The sequence below is a fragment of the Streptomyces sp. NPDC058295 genome, from assembly GCF_042880655.1.
Lineage (GTDB): Bacteria > Actinomycetota > Actinomycetes > Streptomycetales > Streptomycetaceae > Streptomyces > Streptomyces coriariae.
The window spans coordinates 75,523-94,623 of sequence record NZ_JBHVYO010000029.1 but is presented as its reverse complement, the minus strand read 5'-3'; the positions used below and the strand labels follow the sequence as shown (position 1 = coordinate 94,623).

Genomic DNA, 19,101 nt, shown 5'->3' with positions numbered 1-19,101 from the left:
GGAAGGACGACCCCTGCGACCGCGAGGTTCCACGCCGGAGCGGGCGAGGCAGCGGTCCGTCATGATCCAACCGGTGCCCCGCTCTACCGATCAGCGCCTTTGCATGATGTGAAACCCGCGGCTGGATCAGCGCAGACCGGCGAAGAGGTCGTTCTCGGGCACCGCCGCGCCGGTGGTGTCCCGGACCCGTACGAAGGTCTCGACGCCCATCAACTCGGTGAACCTCTCCTGGCCCATCTTGAGGAAGAAGATGTTTTCGCCCTGGCTGGCGTGCGCGGCCAGCGCGTCGAACTTCTGGCCGCCGAACGCGGTGGTGTCCACCCAGGTGGTGATCTCCTCGTCGGGGAGTCCGATCTCGGCCAGCGCGGCGGCCTCGGCGGGATCCGGCTCCTGCCCGTCCGCACCGAACTCGCGCATGACCTCACCGAACCGCTGCATCATCGAGCGGGGCGCCGTCGTCCAGTACACCTTCGGGGTCAGAGCCGTCATCCCCAGCGCCGCCATCGTGATGCGGTTGGCCTGGATGTGGTCCGGGTGGCCATAGAAGCCATTCTCGTCGTAGGTGACGACCACATCGGGCTGGTAGTGCCGCAGGAGTTCCGCGAGTCGGGCCGCGCCCTCCTCCACGGGTGTCTGCCAGAAGGATCCGGGGGCGTCATTGGTGGGCCAGCCCATCATCCCGGAGTCGGCGTAGTCCAGCATCTCCAGATGACTGATCTTCAGGACCTCGCAACTCGCCTCGAGTTCTCGACGCCGCATCGAGGCCACGGCCGCCGGATCGTGCCCGGGGTCGCCCGGCTTGACCCCCTCGGGGCCGTCACCGCAACCGCCGTCGGTACACGTCACGAGGACCGTGCGCACGCCCTCCGCCGCGTACCGCGCGAGGACGCCTCCTGTTCCCGTGGCCTCATCGTCGGGGTGGGCGTGTATCGCCATGAGCGTCAAGGGCCGGTTGTTCATGTAACAGTCCTCCTGTGTGAAAGGGCCTCGGTCCGAGTCCGCGGCGGGCGAGTGAGCGGTCGCCCCTCACTATTGGATGCCGGATGCGGATGCCGGATGACCGGGCGTACCGCGGACCCGGGAACCCTAGATCACGTCAGGACGGCCCTGCTGGTCTCCGTGTTCCCGCCCCCGCGGCGGGGGTCTCCTGGCCTGTGCAACAGTGCCGGCCGGTCCGGCTGTTCCCGCCGCACACCGGAACACCCTGAATCTTGACAAGGATGGGGGCCAAGAACGCGTCCGACAGCATCCGGCGGCCGGTTTCGCCTGGCCCGCGGAGCGGTCTGCCCGGGGCAGGGCAACGCGCGATACGGACCGAACAAAGCGACGCCTGCCCCGGTCTGGTGAAGATCGTCGTCCTCCCGACCGTCGGCGGCACGGCGCTCTCGGGGTACGGCACATCAACGGATTCATCCGCGCCTCAGTTGGGCAGTGGACTCTGTGAATGTCATGAGCACGACTACCTTTCCCCCACAAGGAGGTCGATCATGCACGTCCGTGCGCTGACCGGCGGTCTGGCCGCCGCCTGTCTGATGTCTCTGGCCCTGGCGGGCGGTCAGGCCGCAGCCGCCCCCCAAGCGACGAACGCCCCGGCAGTCGCCCGTGTCCTGACCTATGACGCCGGCGGCGCCGCAGAGTTCCGGAGTGCCGTCGTCCGGGGCGCGGCGATCTGGAACGAGAGCGTCGACGCCGTCGAACTCCGACCCGCCACCGCCGGGCAGCAGGCCAACATACGGGTCCTCGCCGACAACGGCTGGCCACGCGCCCTGCCCAGCACACTGGGCAGCGGCACGGTGTACATCGGCCGCCAGGCCGTCGACCAGGGCTACGACACGGTCCGCATCTCCGCGCACGAACTCGGTCACATCCTGGGCCTGCCGGACCGCAAGCCGGGCCCGTGCTCGAGCCTGATGTCCGGTTCCAGCGCGGGCACCACGTGCACGAACCCGTACCCGAACTCCGCGGAGAAGGCAGAGGTCGAAGGGAACTTCGGCGGTGCCCTCGTCGGCCGGGCCCCAGCGGCGCGCGCCGAGGTGATCGTGGACTGACGCCTGCCGCGCCGCAGATGTCGGCTGGCGGTACGAGGCAGAGCGGCCGCCTCCAATCCGCAGGGCGCCCGTCCTCCGGCTGGACCGCGATCTCATCGGGACGGTCGCGGCACAGTCCCTGGGCCTCACCACTTGGCCGTCTGCGGCCCGGGCTCGCAGGAACCCCGAGTCCCACAGCCCGTCTGACGAGAGATCAAACGGCGAATGCACCCCACCCGCCGAAATCCCATCCTCTCGGATGATCACCCGATCTCGATCTCGATCTCGATCTCGATCTCGATCGCAACCCGATCATCCGAGAGGACCTTCATGTCGCACAACCCGTTCCGAGGCGCGCGCCGCACCGTCTCCGGTCTCGCCACCGCTCTGCTGGCCCTGGCCGGTCCCCTGGCGGCCTCGCCCCTCACCGCGGCAGCCGCCACCGGAACCGGGCAGGTCAGCACGGTCACCTACACGACGGCGGAGCAGACCGCCGCCCTCTCGTACTGGACACCCGCGCGCATGAAGCAGGTCAGCCGCGCCGTCGACCTGGGGCCCACCGGACCACTCAGCAAGCCCTGGACCGGCAAGGCCGTCCCCAGCATCGGCCGCCTCTTCTTCGTCGACTCCAGAGGGCAGGACACCTGGTGCACGGCCAGCGCCGTCACCAGCGAAAACCACTCAGTGATCATGACCGCAGCCCACTGCGCGCGCCTCGGCTCCTCGCCCGTCAACACCTACAGCGACATCGTCTTCGTCCCCGGCTACACCAAGGGCAAGACACCGTACGGCCGCTATGCCGTCAAGGCGACCAAGACGCCGCGCTCCTGGGCCGAGGACACCGTCAATGACATCGCGGCGATGGTCGTCGCCACCCCGGCATACGGGCAGCGCCTCACCGACGCGGTGGGCGCGCAGGCCATCGCCTTCGGTCGTCCGGCCGGTGCGCGGGTCACCGCCTTCGGCTATCCGGCGACCACTCCCCAGCGCGGCGAGGAACTGCTGTACTGCGCCGGCACCTCCCAGCGCGCCCCCGAAGGCGAATGGCGCGTCCTGTGCGACCTCGGCGGCGGTGCGAGCGGCGGCCCCTGGCTCGCCGACTTCGACTCCGCCACCGGTAAGGGCACCGTGGTCTCGGTCAACAGCCACGGCGCGGGCGACGGCGGCAGCCCGATGTACGGGCCGATGCTCGACAACACCGCACAGGCCGTCTACGACGCCGCCCAGCACGGCTGACCTCCGCCGCCTCCGACAGCGACAGCGACAGCGACGGACCGTCCCCGGGCCCGAAGGCGCCGGAGCAGACGAAGTCGGTGGCGCAAGGCTTCCGCCAACACCGGCTGACGGGCTCAGGCATCGTGCGCCAGGACCAGCCGACGGGGGCGCGGGGTGGGCGGGGTGGGCGGGTCGTCGTCGCCAACCCCGCCGGTTGGTCCGGCAGTCGCTCTTCGGTGAGCAACGCTCAGCGTTCACCGCGACGGGTCAACCATCGTCCTGTGACAGCGAAGTCCGAGCGCGAGCCATCGAAGTTTGACCGCTGGGTGGCGGGCGGCGGGTTCGATCGTTGTGATCATGGTTTCGGCTGCTGTGTCGGCATCTTCACGGCCCGTGCCCAGCAAGCGACAGTCAGGGTGTACCGAGGTGACGATCACTCCGCTGATCTGGGGTTTTTGCGCTGGTTGGCATGGAAGCGCGCCTTCTTCTGACGATTCCCGCAGGTGTTCATGTCGCACCATTTACGGGTGCGACTCTGGCTGGTGTCGAAGAAGGCGGCTCGGCAGGTCGGTGACGCGCACAAGGCCAGTTTCCCGTCTCGTTCGCCTGCGATGACGCTGATCGCGTCGGCGGCGATCACGCTGAGGGCATCTTCCACGCAGGAAGCCGAGCCGAGCTGCCATCGCCGCTTGCCCTCGGGCGTCAGGATCGCCGCGGCCCGACCCTGAGCGCTGCGGTCATTGATGACTTGGACAGCGGATGCGGGGAGAGCGTCCTGGATCGCGGCCGCTGTGGCGGCGGCGTGAATCGACTCCCTCAGTTCCCGAGCGAGGTCGAGCTGGGCAGGGGTGCAGGAGTCCACGGCGAGGCCGTTCACTGCCAGCCAGTCGACGAGTCGGTGGGGCGTGGGAATGCGCTCCACAGCGTTGCCGTGACGCTCCGACAGAGTCCCCGTGAAGCTGGTCGCCAGCACGTTGCCGAGGCGGAAGTCAGGGAACCCAGTGAGCATGGAACCACCTTAGCCGGTTGCGCGTCGGCAGGTAGACGCGGTAGAACCGCCTTAGCCGGTTCTCCCTACTTCGCGGCCGGTTCCACGATGGCCAGGAGGTCTCATGACCCGCCTCACCAGCGACGTGCAAGCCTTTGAAGCCCACGCAACTGACGCCGACCTCGACGATCTGCGCGCGCGACTCGCCGCGGCGCGACTACCGGAGGCCGAGACGGTCCATCGCGCCGCGCCCGACCCTCGCCGGTGGGAACAGGGCGTTCCTCTCGCCGACCTCGTCGATGTCGTGAACTACTGGCGCACCGGTTACAACTGGCGGGCGTTCGAAGCGCGCCTCAACGACATCGGCCAGTTCCGCACGACCATTGACGATCTGGGAATCCACTTCCTGCACCGCCGATCCGCGCGCGCAGATGCCACTCCTCTGATCTTGACGCACGGCTGGCCGGGCAGCATTGCCGAGTTCGTCGATGTAGTAGACGAGCTGGCAGATCCGAAAGATGCTGACGCGCCGGCGTTCCACGTCGTGGTCCCGTCGCTGCCAGGCTTTGGTTACAGCGACAGGCCGGCCACCACCGGGTGGGGAACCGAAAAGATCGCGGCCGCATGGGTGGAACTGATGGGAAGGCTCGGCTACAGCAAGTTCGCAGCCCACGGCGGCGACTGGGGAGGCAATATCACCACGGTTCTCGGCGGCAGGTTCCCGGCGCACGTTCTCGGCATCCATACGACGTTCGCGGAGGCGCCGCCCGGGTTGACAACGGACGGGCTGACGGCGGCCGAGCGCAAATGGACCGAGGAAACCCGCGATTTCTGGCGCCACCGCGCGGCGTACGCGAAGCAGCAGGCGACCCGACCGCAGACCATCGGCTACTCGCTCGTCGACTCACCGGTAGGCCTTCTTGCCTGGATCCTTGACAAGTTCGCCGAGTGGACGGATACCGAAGACAGCCCGTTCGAGACGATTTCCATAGACAGCGTGCTCGACGACGTCACCCTGTACTGGCTGACGCGGACCGGCGCGTCTGCGGCCCGCATTTACTACGAAAGCCACAACTCGCTGGACCCCGAACTTCGGGTCGACGTCCCGTCGGCAATCACCATGTATCCCCGCGACATCGAGAAGTGTCCACGCCCCTGGGCACAGGAACGGTACCGACAGATCGTCCGATGGAGCTCGCCCGAGACCGGGGGACATTTCCCGTCGCTGGAGGTGCCCGCGTATTTCGTCAAGGACCTGCAAGACGGCCTCGCGGCAGTGCTGGCCGCCCATCGGTGAACGTTGCTGGGTGCCGGCGCTTGATGACCGCCTGGTCCGGCTGAAGGCGTGGCCCGACGGCTTCCAGGCCGAGATCATCGAGACGCAGAACGTGGTCGGCCAGCTGCCTCGCACCGCTGCCGCAGCAGGCGCACCGCCGCACCGGCCTCCGGCCCGGCACCCACGACGGCCGGCTCGGGACAGTGCGGCCAGGCTGGGCCCAGCCTTGCGTCTCCAGTGACTGGAGACAGCAGAGTTGGGGCATGGACGTTACGACCCTCTGCTCGATCGGGGAGCTTTCCCGGCGGACCGGCTTGTCCGTGAGGACCATCCGGTTCTACTCCGATTCGGGGGTGGTAGCGCCGACCACCCGAAGTCCCGCCGGTCATCGGCTCTACGACCTCGACGCACTGCTTCGTCTAGAACTCCTGCGCACACTGCGCGAGCTGGGCATGGACCTGGCCACGATTCAACGGGTCCTGGACCGCGAGCTCTCGGTGGCGGAAGTCGCCGCGGCGCACGCCGACGCCATGGACGTCCAGATCCGGGTGCTGCAACTGCGTCGGAGCGTTCTGCGAGTCGTGGCCGGACGCGGGTCCGATCCCGAGGAGATCAAGCTCATGCACAGGCTCACGCAGTTGTCCGGCGAGGAACGCCGACGTCTCATCGACGATTTCATTGATGGCACCTTCGGCACAGTGGATGCCGACCCGGCCGCGGGAGCCATGGTTCGCGCTGCCACTCCCGACCTCCCCGATGATCCGTCCAGCGAGCAGGTCGCCGCGTGGGTTGAACTCGCCGAGCTGGTCGGCGACGAGGACTTCCGGGCCCGGATGCGCCGGATGTCCATGTGGCAGGCCGCCGGGCACAGGCTCGACATCGAGAACGAAGCCGGCGAGGAACTGATGCAGTTCACCCGTCAGAAGGTGGCCGAGGCCATGGAGTCGGGCATCGACCCGCTCAGCGACAGGGTCGTACCCGTCGTCGACGACCTCGTGCACCGCTTTGCCGAGGTGTTCGCGCGCACCCCTGACACGGAATTCCGGGACTGGATGGCCCAGCAGTTCGAAGAGGCGCACGATCCCAGGGTGGACCGGTACTGGCGGCTGGTGTGGATCGTCAACGGCTGGCAGGTAGTACCCGACCTGATCCCGGTGTACCCCTGGCTCATCCAGGCGCTGCGAAGTGACCGCGAGGCATAGTCACGGCGGTGGAGACCACCCTCGATCCCCGAACGTATTCAAGGGCGTGGCCTGCGGACATGGCGCGAGGGTGTCTCTCACACTTCTCCAACGGCGGCGCGTCAGCTCCCTGCTTCGTCATCTCCCGGTGTGCGGGGCTGTCGCGGGGAGTTCCACGGTGATGCGGATCCCGCCGGCGGAGCGTGGGGTGAGGGTGAGTGTTCCGTCGTGTGCGTGGGTGATGGTTTTGACGATGGCCAGGCCGAGGCCGACGCCGGCGTGGTCGGTGTGGAGGCGTTCGGTGCCGCGCTGGAACGGTTCGGTGAGTGTCGAGGCCAGTTGCGGGGTGAGCTTGTCGCCGGTGTTCTCGACAGTGAGCACCACGGTCTCGGGGAGGACGCGGGTAGTCACCCACACGGTGCCCTGTTCAGGCAGGTTGTGGACGATCGCGTTGTGCACGAGGTTCGTGGTCAGCTGCAGCAGGAGCGCGCGCGATCCGATCGTGGGGGTGATGTCACCACCGGTCTCGATGGTGACGCCACGCTTCTCCGCGAGAGGGAGGAGTGTTTCGGTGGCTTCTTCCGCCATGAGGGACAGGTCGACGCGTTCTCGGGTGAAGGACCGCTGCTCAGCGCGGCTGACCAGGAGCAGTGCCTCCGTAAGGTCGATCGCCCGGGTGTTGACGGCGTGCAGGCGGTCGATGAGTTCGCCGGCGTCGTGGTTCGGATCGGTGCGGGCCACGTCGAGAAGCGCCTTCGAGATCGCCAGCGGGGTACGCAACTCGTGGGAGGCGTTGGCTGCGAACCTCTGCTGTTCGGCGACATGTGCTTCGAGCCCGGCGAGCATCGTGTCGAAGGCGTCGGCGAGTTCGCGGAACTCGTCCCTGCGGCCCGGTAGCCGGATCCGGTGGGAGAGGGATCCGTTCGTGGCCCTGCGGGTGGCGTGGGTGATGCGGGTCAGGGGGGCGAGCATGCGGCCGGCGAGGATCCACCCGCCCAGGAGACCGAAGAGCAGCAGGAACACCAGTACTGCGGCCGCCCTCGGAGCGAAAACCTCCAGGAGGGTGGACCGCACGGGAAACACACCGTTCGTGGGCTTGTCATCGGCGTTGATGAGCATCGCCCTGTCGGGGACGTAACGCAGGAGGAACACCCACACCGCCGCGAGCAACAGGACGCCGGCAAGCATGAGGAACCCGGCGTAGCTGAGGGTGAGTCTGACGCGAACGCTCAACCCGGGTGCCCTATCCACGCTCGCCTCCCTTGTGTCCGGTCTCCGGTGGTGTGTCGATGCGGTAGCCGACGCCGGGCACGGTGGCGATGATCCAGGGTTCACCGAGCCGCTTGCGCAGAGCCGAGACGGTGATGCGCACAGCGTTCGTGAACGGGTCGGCGTTCGCATCCCACGCCCGTTCCAGCAGGTCCTCGGCGCTGACGACACCGCCTTCGGCAGCGACGAGGACTTCGAGCACGGCGAACTGCTTCCTCGTCAGCGCCACGTAGCGGCCGTCCCGATAGACCTCTCTGCGAAACGCGTCCAGCCGCAGACCCGCGATCTCTCGCACGGGTGGCCTGCGGTGGGCGCGCCTGCGGTCGAGTGCTCGGAGACGGAGCACGAGCTCTTGGAGTTCGAACGGCTTCGTGAGGTAGTCGTCGGCGCCGAGTTCGAACCCGGAGACCTTGTCGTCGAGACGGTCGGCCGCGGTGAGCATGAGGATGGGCATGCCGCTGCCGGAGGCGACGATGCGTTCGGCGATCTCGTCACCGGACGGTCCGGGGACGTCTCGGTCGAGGACGGCCATGTCGTAGGGGTTGATGCGCAGGAGTTCCAGAGCGGTGTCGCCGTCACCTGCGATGTCGGCCGCGATCGCTTCCAGACGTAGGCCCTCTCGGATGGCTTCGGCCAGATACGGTTCGTCCTCGACAATCAACACGCGCATGATCCGAGGCTACGAGCCGGCGCATATCGTCGGCATATCGAAAACCGCATACGTGCCGGCAACACCGCGCTGCCTTGACTGGCTGCATGACGCGAACCCGGCTCCTGGTCGGCGGCCGGTCAGCCGCCGGTGATCACCGCAGCCCTCGGAGAAGCAGTTGCTTCGCGAGGCGCTCTCCCAAGACGGATTCGAGGACGAAGCCGCCCGATGGGTGGCCACCGCGGCGAAGCCTCCTCGTGTGTCGGGGGATGTGTCGACATCGGGCACTCCGACGCGCCGATACGACGGCGTGACTGTCCGTCCATGGTGCCGAGTGCGGCTGTGCCAGAGCTACGGGTACGGGCCCTGGCCCTACGACCGCGCACCGATGTGATCGCTCATGGTTGCCCGCGTACGTGCCCACCCCACCCAGAACCCGAGGATGCAGCAGTGACCGACAGTGAGCGAGGACGGACGACGACCCAGGTGGGCACGGCCGAGGTCGGCCAGGGCCACACCGGTCGCCCGGATACCGGCTCCGGCGCCGTGCGCGCGGGCATCCGCCGGGCGATCCGCAACGCTTCCCGGCCGGAGCCCTGGAAGCGCGGCCCGGTCCTCACGGCGCTGGCGCTGCTGCTGGGCCTGTTCATGCTGCTCCACGCGAACATCCCGAACCGGATCGGGAACCTCGGCAGCCTGGTGGAGACCCTCCTGCCATGGTTCGGCCTGTTCATCCCGGTGCTGCTGGCCGGGGCGCTGTGGCGCCGCTCCGCCTCGGCGGTGGCCGCGCTGCTGCTGCCGGTCACGGTGTGGCTGAACCTCTTCGGCGGGCTGCTCAGCGACAAGTCCCACCCGGGCAGCGACCTCATCGTGGTCAGCCACAACGTCGGAGCCGACAACCCCGACCCGGTCGGCACCGCCCGCGACCTGGCCGCCTCCGGCGCGGACGTGCTGGCCCTCGAGGAGCTGGCCCAGCAGGCCAGGAGCACATACGAGAAGGAGCTGGCGAAGACATACCCGTACCACACGGTGCAGGGCACGGTCGGGCTGTGGAGCAAGCGGCCGCTGTCTGACACCCGGCCGGTCGACATCAAACAGGACGTCGGCCCGCTGGGGGACGCCAAGCCGGCCGACGTCAAGATGGCCTACAACCGGGCCCTGCGCACCACGGTGGCCACGGACCAGGGGCCGCTGGCGGTGTACGTCGCCCACTTGGGGTCCGTGCGGGTGAATCCCAGGGCGGGCTTCTGGACGGACTCGCGGGACAGGAACGCGCAGGCGCTCGGCGAAGCCATCGCCGCCGAGCGGAACGAACGGGTGGTGCTGCTCGGCGACCTGAACGGCACCACGGACGACCGCGCGTTCGACGGGATCACCTCGCAGCTGCGTTCGGCCCAGGACGCGGCCGGGGACGGCTTCGGCTTCAGCTGGCCGGCGAGGTTCCCGGTGGCGCGGATCGACCAGATCCTGGTCCGCGGCGTGCAGCCGGAGAGTTCATGGGTGCTGTCGGCCACCGGCAGCGACCACCTGCCGGTGGCGGCCGGAATCAGCTGGTGAACCACCCGTGGCGCTCGGTCCCGGCGGCATCACCCTGACTGCCCGGCAGTTGCCCGCACACCCCCTCAGCCGCATGACGGGTCGCCCTCACGGCGGCCCCCGCCGGCCCCGCCGGCCCCACCGGCCGAACCGGCTCCACGACCTCATTCGACAGGGCGGGACCGACATCCTGCTTTCGTCCCGTTGCCGCGTCGTCGGATCCCCGTCGTGTGTGCCGTCCCGGCGTGGGTATCCGCTCCGCATCGCAACCCTCGGGCCGACGCCCGACCAATCGGAGGAGAGGTACCGCATGTCCGCGTCCCTCGTGGAAACCGTCGATCTCGAGGCTCCCGTCGCTGTCGCGTGGGAACTGTGGAGGGACGTGACCCGGTGGCCGTCCTTTCTGAGCCATGTACGCCTGGTGGACAGGCTGGACGATCGCCGCTTCGCCTGGCAGCTCCAACTGCCCGGAGTCGACAAGAACTTCGTCGCCGAACTCACCGAGGTCGTCCCGCAGGAACGGATCGCCTGGCACACCGTGGAGGGCGTTCACCACGCGGGTGTGGTGACGTTCCATCGGCTCAGCGACACGACGAGCCGCGTGACGCTGCAGATCGAGTACGACCCGAAGGGGTTCGTCGAGCACATCGGCGCGCTGACCAATCTGGACTCGACACTGGCCAACTACGACCTCGGCGAGTTCCAGAAGCTGGCCGAGACGGCGGCGGCGTCCTGACCTCCGGCTCACACGGCGTGATGAACGGTGCCGGTAATCGGCGCACCGCGAAGGCTGCGACCCGCACATCCGGGGCCGCAGCCTTCGCGCCTCCGGCCAGGTGACCCACGCGGCGCGAGCGGCACGCGGCCGGCTGGGCTGTTCGGACGGGCGGATGCTCGCGGTCCGACCCGGCTGCGGCAACCCTCCGGACCGAGCACAAGAGCCCGCCACAGCCGACTGACGGCTGTGGGTCCAGGGCACCTCCGAACACTTCCTAGCGATAGGGCTCCGCGATTCGACTGCCTGGCATGGGCGCGATAATGGGACGATAGGGAAAATTCGACGGAAGGCGGTCACCATGCTGGGAGCCACCAGGGGATTCAGCAGCTACTCGGTGGACAGCATCGAGCGGGCGAAGGAGTTCTACGGCCGGACGCTCGGGCTGAACGTCGACCTGGACGACAGGATGGGCATCCTGGCCGTACACCTCGCCGGTGGAGCCGATGTGATGCTCTACCCCAAGGACGACCACCAGGCCGCGACCTTCACGGTCCTGAACTTCCACGTCGACGACATCGAGCAGGTCGTCGACGACCTCACCTCGCGCGGCGTGTCGTTCGAGTTCTACGACGGCTTCGGCCAGGACGCGAAGGGCATCGCCCGAGACGCCGGACCCGGCCCCTCCATCGCGTGGTTCAAGGACCCGGCGGGCAACATCCTGTCCGTGCTCCACGACGGGCCGGCATAGCGGCCCCAGGCTTCACGCGGACGAATACGGCGCGATCACTGGCGCAGACGTCCAGGGAGACCAGGTGGTGCACGGCTGAGCGGGGCCGCCGCCCGCATGGTCCGTTCGGTCGCGCAGGGCGAACAGATGCGTGCGAAAAGACTTCTCGGCAGGCTTCCGTACCCCCCGTCAGGAGCAGTCGTACGTGAAGTGGGTGGTGACCGGTTGCTGGGCCGGGGAGAGAATGCGCAGTTCGGCCTGTGCCGTGTGGTGGCCCTCGCCCTGGAAGGTCCACAGCAGGTGTAGACGTGCGTATCGCTGTCCCTTGACCATCTCTTCGTGCAGGACGCCCGAGGCGGTCCCGTCGCTTCGGATCCAACGGTAGGAGAGAGTGCCCGGACGGCCGTTCGTGGCGACGAGACCGACGAGGTCCGCGGTGTCGTCGCACCCCAGAACCGCCGGGCGGGCCGTCACCGCGACCGTCCTCACCGCGAGGGCCGGCCCGGACCGCTGCCAGGCGAGGAACGCCAGGACGCAGAGCACCACCAGCGCGGGCAACGCGTGTCTGCGCAGTCGCCGACGCGGGGCCGCGGGAGGCGGCGGCAGGACGGGGAGCGTCCGGTGGCTGGGGGGCGAGAAGCCGGAGGCGGCGGTCACGCCCGGGCCGAAGCGCAGCACGGCGCCTTCGACGCGATCGGGCGACGCCGACGGCCGGATCGTCGGGGAAGCCGGTTCGACGAGGGTCTCGTCCGGTACGGGTCTCTGGATCCAGTGGCTGGCCAGCACGGTGGCGCTGTACTCGGCGTCGGCCTCGGCGGAGGCCGGTCGGTCACTCGGAGCGCGTCCGTCGGTCGGGCCGAGGTGGAGGGTGGAGGTGTGCTCGACGGCGGAAGCGAGCACCTGGGTGGGCTCGCGGTCTTCGGCCGAGGCGGGGCTGCGGTCGTTCCGCGCGGTCATCGGATGTCACACTGCCTGGTCAGAAGCTGTTGCGAGGCGCCTCCGGCGGCAGCGGCCGGACTGGTCGTGGCTCGAACCGCCCAGGAGCAGCCGTCGCCGGCGAAGGTGTGGTCGACGGTGACCGTGTACCGGGTGGCACCGCTGCGCTCAAAGGTCTGGGACGCGCCGTCCTGGGCGTCGGGTTGCCCCTGGGCGTTGCCCGTGAACCACGAGACGGTGAGGGAGACGGGCCCGGTGCCGTCCGTGGTGAGGGTGATGGTTGCCGTGGCGGTCGTGGGACCGGTCTGCCGGAAGGCCGACACCGCGACGTCTTTGACGGCGGGAGCGGCGGGAACGGTGGGTGAGGGCGAGGACACCGTCGTCGGCGTCGCCGTGCCGGTCGTCCCGCCTGGCGTCGTCGTCTCCGCGGGGGGAGCCGAAGGCACGGTGGCGGACGCCGAGGGTTCACCACTGTCAGCGGTCGCCGGGCCCGAGGGCGACGGGACGGCCGACGCGGAGGGCGTGGCAGAAGAGGTCGAGAGGGCCGAGGCGGTCGGAGCGGCGGGCGACGCAGGCTCCACGCCGGGCCGAGCACTGGTGGTGGCCAGAGCTTGCGCCGCCCGCTGCGAATCGGCTCCCGGGTTGTGCTGGACTCCGTAGGTCAGGAGAACACCGACGAGCACGGCGGCACCTGCCGCGAGCATCCCGGTCCGGCCCGGCAGCCACGACCGCGCCCCGCCGCGCCCCGGATCGGGGCGCAGGACCGTGCGTGCGGTGTCCGTGGCCGTCCGGGGGGCGCCGTGGGACGTGGGAAGTGCCAGCGGCAGCAGTGCCACCAGCGCGGCGAGCCGGCCGTGACCGCGTTCCTCCCAGTCGGGTCCGTAGGCGGCGCCGGCGGCCGCCTCCAGTTCCGTGACGAACTCCTCGGCCTGTGCGGGCCGTTCCCGCGGGTCCTTGGCCAGACCGCGGCGCACCAGCTCGCGCACCGCCTCCGGTGCCTCCTCGGTGGGGACGGGTGCGTCGACGTGCTGGAGCGCGAGTTCGGCGAGGTTCTCGCCGCCGTACGGCTTGTGGCCCGTCAGGCACTCGAAGAAGGTGGCCGTGACCGCGTACACGTCGGCGGCGGGGGAAGCAGGTGCGCCGGTCCACTGCTCCGGGGCCATGTAGGACGGGGTTCCGGCCACTCCGGCGCTGGTGCCCACGTCCACCGCGATGCCGAAGTCGACGAGCTTGGACGACCCGTCCGGCACGACCAGGACGTTCTCAGGCTTGTAGTCGCGGTGGACGACGCCGACGCGGTGCGCGTCAGCCAGGCCCAGCAGCGACCCCTTGAGGATGACGAGCGCGGCCTCGGGGCCGAGCGGACCCTGACGGGTCAGCAGAGTCCGCAGCGAGACACCGTCCACCAGCTCCATCACGATGGCGGCGCCGTCCGGGCTCTCCACGTACTCGTACAAGCCGGTGACGTACGGGCTCCGGAGTCCGCCGAGCAGCCGCGCCTCCGCCCGGAAGCCGTGCAGGAAGCCGGGCCTGGTGCGCAGTGACTCGCTGAGGTACTTCACCGCGACCGGAACGCCGGTCTCCTCGTGCACGCCCAGGACGACCCGGCCGCTGGCCCCGGACCCGAGCTCGCGCGACTCTGTGTATCCGGGCACTGCCCATGCGTTCATTCCATCCCCCAAGCCTGCCCTGCCGCCACTCCCCCGCAGCCCACCCGGCTCCCGGACGACTGGGCCATGCGTGGAGAGACACCATTTCGGCCACCACGGTTGCGGCCGGATCGGCTCGTTCCCGCCAACCGGCGGGACGGACGCCTCGGCCGGGCGCGTCTTCCGGCCGGCCGGCCGAGGTGCGTACGGGTGCGGCGCACCGCCTGGTCGACGGTCGGCCGGGCGCCCCGCTCGAACGCCTCGGCGAGCGCGGAGCCACCGCCCGAGGTTGGTGCCACCGTCGTGACGCGCTCGACGTCGCCCCGTTCCGCCGACGGGAGGGGAGCCCCACCCCACCCCGCAGCGCCGAACAGGGCGGAGAGCCTGGGCGCTCAGGTCACTTCCGTCGTCGACGGCGCCCGCGCTGAACGCTTCGGCATCCGCGGGTGCGGCGCGGGTTCGTCCCCGTCACGCAGGCGGGGTATCCGTGCGCGCGTCGTATGCGGCGCGCGCGGCGTCGATCAGCGCCAGGTGCGCGATGCTCCACTCCAACAGGGGTGCGGTGGCTTCGCGCAGGCTCGTGCCCATCGGTGTGAGCTCGTAGCTGACGTTGGGCGGCATGACGCTGCGGACGGCGCGGGTCAGGATTCCGTCGCGCTCCAGGCCGCGCAGGGTGACGGTGAGCATGCGCTGGCTGATTCCGTCGATGCCCCGTTTGAGTTCGGTGAAGCGGCGCGGTCCCTCCCGGAGGTTGCGCACGACCAGAAGCGACCACTTGTCCCCGACGATGTCGAGGACTTCCCGAGGCCGGCATCCGTCAGCCTGCGGCTCCGGGTCGCCGCCCGCAGTGGTCATGGTTACCTCCAGAGAACCGAGGCACCGAAAAGTGCCTTATTGCGCAGGGTGCGGTGGCAGCACGACCATGATCGTGGTCACCAAACAGTACCGAGGCACTTATGGGTACCGCCGCTCTGGAGCCTATCGCTGTCAGGCGGCGCCCCTCGCGAACCCGCCTAGCCACGCCTCCACTTGTCACCGCACCCCGAAAAGGGAGATCTTCATGAGCGAGCAGACCATGACGACAATGACGACCACGCCGACATATCTGCTGGTACACGGTGCATGGCACACCGGCGAGTGCTGGGAGCGGGTCGTCCCGCTGCTGGCCTCAGCCGGACACCGGGTGTTCGCGCCTTCGTTGACCGGCCACGGCGACAAGGCGCACCTGCTCAGCCCCGAGGTCGGGCTCGACACGCACGTCGAGGACCTCGTCAGGCTGATCACGGAGGAGGACCTCAGCGACGTGATCCTCGTGGGGCACAGTTACGCAGGGCTGGTCATCTCGGCCACGGCCAACCAGGTCCCGGACAGGATCGCGGGTTTGGTCTACCTCGACGCGATGGTCCCGGAGGACGGTGAGACAGCGGTCGACGTCATGCCCGTGACCCAGCACTTGATCGAACTCGCCGCGAAGTCGGACACCGACTGGCGGATTCCGCCGCTGCCCGAGATGCCGCCGCCCTTCGGCCTGTTCGGGGTCACCGACCCGGCGGACGTCGCGTGGCTGCGCACCCTGCTCTCCGACCAGTCGGTGCGTTGCTACCAGCAACCGGTGCGGCTGGACAATCCGGCCGTGAACGCGATCCCGCGCACGCACATTCACTGCGTGGGCGCGACGCCGGAAGGGATAACCCGGCGACCGGTCCCTGCGATTCAGCCCAACGGCACCCCTGCCCGGGTGTGGGAGCTGCCGACCGGCCATGACTGCATGATCACCATGCCGGCCGAGCTCGCCGACCTCCTGCTCAAGCTCGGCTGACCCGCTGACCCGCTGACCCGCTGACCCGGACGGGACGGGCGAGACGGCCGGGACGGGCGGGTATCAGGCTGTCGATCGGCTCGCGGGGCATCCGTCGAGCGCCAGGTAGGGCGACGAGCACGGCCCGGCGTCCACCGGGCAGTCCTCGGGAGACATCACCCGCTCACACCACCTGCACAGCAAGTCGGCCCGAGCACCTACCGCGTGGAGACGCCTCACCGCTTCCGTCGCGGCCTCGAACCATGTCCCCTCGATCAGCGTCGTCGGGGCGGCTTCGAGCAGCTGCTTGCTTCGCCAGGCGCTCAGCCCGGTTACCGAGCGCACCGCTTGGACAAGGTCGATCCCCCGATCGCCGCTGGAGCACAGCAGCACGTCGAAATCAGGCTCCTCCACCAGTCCCCCCATCGGACGCAACCCTGCCATCGGGTGGACGAACGGCCACCCCACCACATCAGGTCATGATGCTTGGTCCGCTGTCAGGCTTCCATGGCATGAGCGCAGCGAAGTGACCATCCCCGGGCCCGGGTCCCTGGGCCAGGGACCCGGGCCGCGCGAAGATCGTCTCAACAACCCTATAGCCAGGGCGAGTCGGGAATGAAGCTGCGGCGGTGGCATGTTGACCCACGGCCGACCCACTCTCCTGCCCCAGGGAAGAAGGCAGCCCCATGACGTCCTCGCCGACCACGATGCGCGCCGTCCGACTCTCCGCCCCCGGCCCCGTGGACAACCTGCGGCCGACCACGCTCCCGCTCCCGCCCGAGAGGGAGGGCTGGGTGCGCATCCGCGTCGAGGCGTTCGGCCTCAACCGCTCGGAGCTGAAGCTGCGGCTGGGTCTGAGCGTGGGCGTCAGCTTTCCCCGCGTGCCGGGTATCGAGGCCGCGGGCACGGTCGACGCGGCCCCGGCGGGCAGCGGACTGGCCACCGGGCAGAAGGTCGTCGCGATGATGGGGGACATGGGGCGCACCTACGACGGCGGCTACGCCGAGTACACGTCGGTGCCGCTGTCCCAGGTCATCCCCGTCGAGACCGACCTGAGCTGGGAGGTCCTGGGCGCGCTGCCGGAGATGGTGCAGACCGCCTACGGCTCCCTCACCATCGGCCTGGACCTGAAGCCCGGTCAGTCCGTCCTGATCCGGGGCGGCACTTCCTCGGTGGGCCTGGCAGCCGCCGCGCTGGCCGGATGGCGCGGCGCCACGGTGCTGTCCACCACCCGGCGGCCCGACCGGCTCGCTCTGCTGAAGGAGCACGGGGTCGACCACCCCCTGCTCGACTCCGGCGAGGTCGCGCCCGCCGTACGCGAGCTGTACCCGGACGGCGTCGACGCCGCCCTCGATCTCGTCGGCACGCCGACCCTGCCCGACACCCTGCGCGCGGTGCGCGTGCACGGCACGGCCTGCTTCGGCGGCAGTCTCTCGAACCAGTGGACGGTGCGGGACTTCTCCCCGAACGAGTACCTGCCGAAGGGCGTACGCCTGGCGGGTTATTTCGGCGACGCCGCCGACCTGCCTCAGGAAGCCTTTCAGGAGATCCTCGACGCGGTCGCGGCCGGCCGCCTGGCCTTCCCCGTGGACCGCGTCTACGACGGCCTGGAGCAGGTGCCGCGGGCCCACGACGACATGGAGCACGACCGCGCCACCGGCAAACTCGTCGTCCGTGTCCGGCACCACGACCACCACGTCGGGTAGTCGGAGGGTGGTCGCAGTCACTGCGCGCCGGACGCGTGATCCGTGCGACGCCGTGTGTCTTCTCCAGGCTGCCGGCCAGCTCGTCCGCGGTCTTGTCGGGGGCTGGGTCGAGCCCCGGAGGTCGACGACGACGGTGAAGGGGCCGTTAGGCGGTCGCGGAGGTGTGTGTCGGCCCTACTGCCCCGGGGGGGGATGGAGCGTAGGGCCGACACATGCTCGGGAGGCCAGGGGGAGGGCCTGTCCAGAGCCATGTCGATCGATTGCCCGCTCCTGGGGAGGGTATGCATGCGATCTCGGAGAAGCCGACGCATGGCGTTCCACCTCCCCCTCCGCTGCTCGGCCGACACCACGCGCGTCAGACAGTCCCCCTCGGTACAGAGCGCTCCTCGGCCCAACTCGTCCCCGTCCCCGTCCTAGGAGAAAACTCCGCACTCATCCGGCGGTCGCCTGTTGATCCACATCCATGCCGGGTAGACGGGTCGGCATGGTTGAAGTGGTGGAGGCTGGACTGTGGGGGCTGGTGGCGGGTTCGGCGCTGCTGCTCGGTGCCGCGCTGGGGTACGGGCTACGGGTGCCACAGAAGGTGATCGCGAGCGTGATGGCCTTCGGCGCCGGGGTGCTGATCTCAGCGGTGTCCTTCGAACTGGTCGGGGAGGCGTACGAGGAGGCCGGGCTTGCTCCCGCGGTCATCGGCACCCTCATCGGCGCCGCGGCCTACACCGGAGGAAACGTGTGGCTGGCCCGCCGGGGTGCCCGCCACCGCAAGCGCTCCGGTGACGCGCGGACGCACACCCAACCCTCAGAAGCCGAACAGGGCGGGTCCGGGTCGGCACTCGCGCTCGGCGCCCTGCTCGACGGGGTGCCGGAGTCCGCGGTGATCGGTGTCAGCCTGCTCGACGGCGGCGCGGTGAGTCTGGTGACGGTGGCCGCGGTGTTCATCAGCAATGTCCCCGAAGGACTGTCCAGTTCGGCGGGGATGAAGAAGGCCGGCCGCACCAAGGGGTACGTCTTCGGTGTCTGGGCGGCGATCGCGGCAGCCAGTACGGTGTCGGCCGTCCTCGGCTACACGGTGGTCGGCTCCTTCTCCCCCGCCGTGATCGCCGCGGTGACCGCGGTCGCGGCCGGGGCGATCCTCGCCATGGTCGCCGACACGATGATCCCCGAAGCGTTCGACGACGCCCACCTGGCCATCGGACTGATCACCGTCAGCGGTTTCCTCGTCTCCTTCGCCCTCTCCCACGCCTGACGTCGCGGGCGGCCCACGGGGGCCGATCTCGCGAGGCCAGGTGCACGAGCGGGGAGCATCCGAGGACGAACCCGGATTACCGAGGGTGGTCGACATGGCGCCCCTCGACCCTCGAGACTGTCATGGTCATCGCCCCGAACAGGAAGCGCTCGCGGCGGGAACCGACAGCACCCTTTGACG

General features: G+C 69.4%; 18 protein-coding genes. 10 read left to right on the top strand and 8 right to left on the bottom strand.

Annotation, left to right across the window (positions count from 1 at the left end; all coding sequences use genetic code 11):
• Positions 1-126 precede the first annotated feature (126 nt).
• Entirely contained in the window at positions 127-960 is an 834-nt protein-coding gene (locus ACFVYS_RS28180) for a PIG-L family deacetylase (RefSeq protein WP_389506437.1), read from the bottom strand.
• Positions 961-1,487: 527 nt separating this feature from the next.
• Between ACFVYS_RS28180 and ACFVYS_RS28175 the strand changes: the two genes are divergently transcribed.
• Both ACFVYS_RS28175 and ACFVYS_RS28170 read left to right on the top strand, forming a co-directional pair.
• On the top strand, positions 1,488-2,048 hold the full coding sequence (locus tag ACFVYS_RS28175; RefSeq protein WP_389506435.1) for a snapalysin family zinc-dependent metalloprotease: 561 nt from the start codon (positions 1,488-1,490) through the stop codon (positions 2,046-2,048).
• A gap of 309 nt (positions 2,049-2,357) precedes the next feature.
• Positions 2,358-3,263, top strand: coding sequence for a trypsin-like serine peptidase (locus ACFVYS_RS28170; RefSeq protein ID WP_389506433.1), 906 nt, complete (start codon positions 2,358-2,360; stop codon positions 3,261-3,263).
• A 412-nt stretch (positions 3,264-3,675) separates the two neighbouring features.
• On the opposite strand, the gene ACFVYS_RS28165 is transcribed toward ACFVYS_RS28170, so the two are convergent.
• Entirely contained in the window at positions 3,676-4,251 is a 576-nt protein-coding gene (locus ACFVYS_RS28165) for a CGNR zinc finger domain-containing protein (RefSeq protein WP_389506431.1), read from the bottom strand.
• Positions 4,252-4,354: 103 nt separating this feature from the next.
• Between ACFVYS_RS28165 and ACFVYS_RS28160 the strand changes: the two genes are divergently transcribed.
• Positions 4,355-5,527, top strand: a complete 1,173-nt coding sequence (locus tag ACFVYS_RS28160) for an epoxide hydrolase family protein (protein ID WP_389506429.1) — start codon at positions 4,355-4,357, stop codon at positions 5,525-5,527.
• Positions 5,528-5,769: 242 nt separating this feature from the next.
• Complete coding sequence (locus tag ACFVYS_RS28155) at positions 5,770-6,708, top strand: MerR family transcriptional regulator (RefSeq protein WP_389506427.1); 939 nt, start codon at positions 5,770-5,772, stop codon at positions 6,706-6,708.
• 117 nt (positions 6,709-6,825) lie between these two features.
• On the opposite strand, the gene ACFVYS_RS28150 is transcribed toward ACFVYS_RS28155, so the two are convergent.
• Entirely contained in the window at positions 6,826-7,938 is a 1,113-nt protein-coding gene (locus ACFVYS_RS28150; protein WP_389506425.1) for a sensor histidine kinase, read from the bottom strand.
• Entirely contained in the window at positions 7,931-8,626 is a 696-nt protein-coding gene (locus tag ACFVYS_RS28145) for a response regulator transcription factor (RefSeq protein WP_389506423.1), read from the bottom strand. Before ACFVYS_RS28145 ends, ACFVYS_RS28150 begins: the two co-directional genes overlap by 8 nt.
• Before the next feature lie 549 nt (positions 8,627-9,175).
• Between ACFVYS_RS28145 and ACFVYS_RS28140 the strand changes: the two genes are divergently transcribed.
• The 3 genes from ACFVYS_RS28140 to ACFVYS_RS28130 all read left to right on the top strand — a co-directional run bounded on the left by ACFVYS_RS28140 (position 9,176) and on the right by ACFVYS_RS28130 (position 11,607).
• A complete protein-coding gene (locus ACFVYS_RS28140) occupies positions 9,176-10,162 on the top strand; it encodes an endonuclease/exonuclease/phosphatase family protein (protein WP_389506468.1) in 987 nt (328 codons plus the stop codon).
• A 289-nt stretch (positions 10,163-10,451) separates the two neighbouring features.
• Entirely contained in the window at positions 10,452-10,877 is a 426-nt protein-coding gene (locus ACFVYS_RS28135) for an SRPBCC family protein (protein ID WP_389506421.1), read from the top strand.
• Positions 10,878-11,217: 340 nt separating this feature from the next.
• Positions 11,218-11,607, top strand: coding sequence for a VOC family protein (locus ACFVYS_RS28130; protein ID WP_389506419.1), 390 nt, complete (start codon positions 11,218-11,220; stop codon positions 11,605-11,607).
• Between the two features lie 168 nt (positions 11,608-11,775).
• On the opposite strand, the gene ACFVYS_RS28125 is transcribed toward ACFVYS_RS28130, so the two are convergent.
• From ACFVYS_RS28125 to ACFVYS_RS28115, 3 genes are all read right to left on the bottom strand, one after another.
• Positions 11,776-12,543: a hypothetical protein gene (locus ACFVYS_RS28125; RefSeq protein ID WP_389506417.1), complete on the bottom strand. Its 768-nt coding sequence runs from the start codon at positions 12,541-12,543 to the stop codon at positions 11,776-11,778.
• Positions 12,540-14,192 carry a serine/threonine-protein kinase gene (locus ACFVYS_RS28120; RefSeq protein WP_389506415.1) on the bottom strand — a complete coding sequence of 551 codons (1,653 nt, stop codon included), beginning with the start codon at positions 14,190-14,192 and terminating at the stop codon, positions 12,540-12,542. Before ACFVYS_RS28120 ends, ACFVYS_RS28125 begins: the two co-directional genes overlap by 4 nt.
• Before the next feature lie 447 nt (positions 14,193-14,639).
• Positions 14,640-15,026, bottom strand: coding sequence for a winged helix-turn-helix transcriptional regulator (locus ACFVYS_RS28115; protein ID WP_389506413.1), 387 nt, complete (start codon positions 15,024-15,026; stop codon positions 14,640-14,642).
• Between the two features lie 205 nt (positions 15,027-15,231).
• Between ACFVYS_RS28115 and ACFVYS_RS28110 the strand changes: the two genes are divergently transcribed.
• On the top strand, positions 15,232-15,990 hold the full coding sequence (locus tag ACFVYS_RS28110; RefSeq protein WP_389506411.1) for an alpha/beta fold hydrolase: 759 nt from the start codon (positions 15,232-15,234) through the stop codon (positions 15,988-15,990).
• A 63-nt stretch (positions 15,991-16,053) separates the two neighbouring features.
• Here the strand turns inward: ACFVYS_RS28110 and ACFVYS_RS28105 are convergent, their stop codons facing one another.
• Complete coding sequence (locus ACFVYS_RS28105; protein ID WP_389506409.1) at positions 16,054-16,395, bottom strand: ribosomal protein L7/L12; 342 nt, start codon at positions 16,393-16,395, stop codon at positions 16,054-16,056.
• Between the two features lie 260 nt (positions 16,396-16,655).
• Here ACFVYS_RS28105 and ACFVYS_RS28100 point away from each other — a divergent pair, with 260 nt between their 5' ends.
• Both ACFVYS_RS28100 and ACFVYS_RS28095 read left to right on the top strand, forming a co-directional pair.
• The gene (locus ACFVYS_RS28100; protein ID WP_389506407.1) at positions 16,656-17,675 is read left to right on the top strand and encodes a zinc-binding dehydrogenase; all 1,020 of its coding nucleotides are present in this window, start codon (positions 16,656-16,658) and stop codon (positions 17,673-17,675) included.
• A 484-nt stretch (positions 17,676-18,159) separates the two neighbouring features.
• On the top strand, positions 18,160-18,921 hold the full coding sequence (locus ACFVYS_RS28095; RefSeq protein WP_389506405.1) for a ZIP family metal transporter: 762 nt from the start codon (positions 18,160-18,162) through the stop codon (positions 18,919-18,921).
• Positions 18,922-19,101: the final 180 nt, after the last annotated feature.

Excerpts from the sequence above, each read along its gene's own strand:
- ACFVYS_RS28180 (WP_389506437.1), bottom strand. The coding sequence starts at position 960 with ATGAACAACCGGCCCTTGACGCTCATGGCGATACACGCCCACCCCGAC.
- ACFVYS_RS28175 (WP_389506435.1), top strand. The coding sequence starts at position 1,488 with ATGCACGTCCGTGCGCTGACCGGCGGTCTGGCCGCCGCCTGTCTGATG.
- ACFVYS_RS28170 (WP_389506433.1), top strand. The coding sequence starts at position 2,358 with ATGTCGCACAACCCGTTCCGAGGCGCGCGCCGCACCGTCTCCGGTCTC.
- ACFVYS_RS28165 (WP_389506431.1), bottom strand. The coding sequence starts at position 4,251 with ATGCTCACTGGGTTCCCTGACTTCCGCCTCGGCAACGTGCTGGCGACC.
- ACFVYS_RS28160 (WP_389506429.1), top strand. The coding sequence starts at position 4,355 with ATGACCCGCCTCACCAGCGACGTGCAAGCCTTTGAAGCCCACGCAACT.
- ACFVYS_RS28155 (WP_389506427.1), top strand. The coding sequence starts at position 5,770 with ATGGACGTTACGACCCTCTGCTCGATCGGGGAGCTTTCCCGGCGGACC.
- ACFVYS_RS28145 (WP_389506423.1), bottom strand. The coding sequence starts at position 8,626 with ATGCGCGTGTTGATTGTCGAGGACGAACCGTATCTGGCCGAAGCCATC.
- ACFVYS_RS28135 (WP_389506421.1), top strand. The coding sequence starts at position 10,452 with ATGTCCGCGTCCCTCGTGGAAACCGTCGATCTCGAGGCTCCCGTCGCT.
- ACFVYS_RS28130 (WP_389506419.1), top strand. The coding sequence starts at position 11,218 with ATGCTGGGAGCCACCAGGGGATTCAGCAGCTACTCGGTGGACAGCATC.
- ACFVYS_RS28125 (WP_389506417.1), bottom strand. The coding sequence starts at position 12,543 with ATGACCGCGCGGAACGACCGCAGCCCCGCCTCGGCCGAAGACCGCGAG.
- ACFVYS_RS28120 (WP_389506415.1), bottom strand. The coding sequence starts at position 14,192 with ATGAACGCATGGGCAGTGCCCGGATACACAGAGTCGCGCGAGCTCGGG.
- ACFVYS_RS28115 (WP_389506413.1), bottom strand. The coding sequence starts at position 15,026 with ATGACCACTGCGGGCGGCGACCCGGAGCCGCAGGCTGACGGATGCCGG.
- ACFVYS_RS28110 (WP_389506411.1), top strand. The coding sequence starts at position 15,232 with ATGAGCGAGCAGACCATGACGACAATGACGACCACGCCGACATATCTG.
- ACFVYS_RS28105 (WP_389506409.1), bottom strand. The coding sequence starts at position 16,395 with ATGGGGGGACTGGTGGAGGAGCCTGATTTCGACGTGCTGCTGTGCTCC.
- ACFVYS_RS28100 (WP_389506407.1), top strand. The coding sequence starts at position 16,656 with ATGACGTCCTCGCCGACCACGATGCGCGCCGTCCGACTCTCCGCCCCC.
- ACFVYS_RS28095 (WP_389506405.1), top strand. The coding sequence starts at position 18,160 with ATGGTTGAAGTGGTGGAGGCTGGACTGTGGGGGCTGGTGGCGGGTTCG.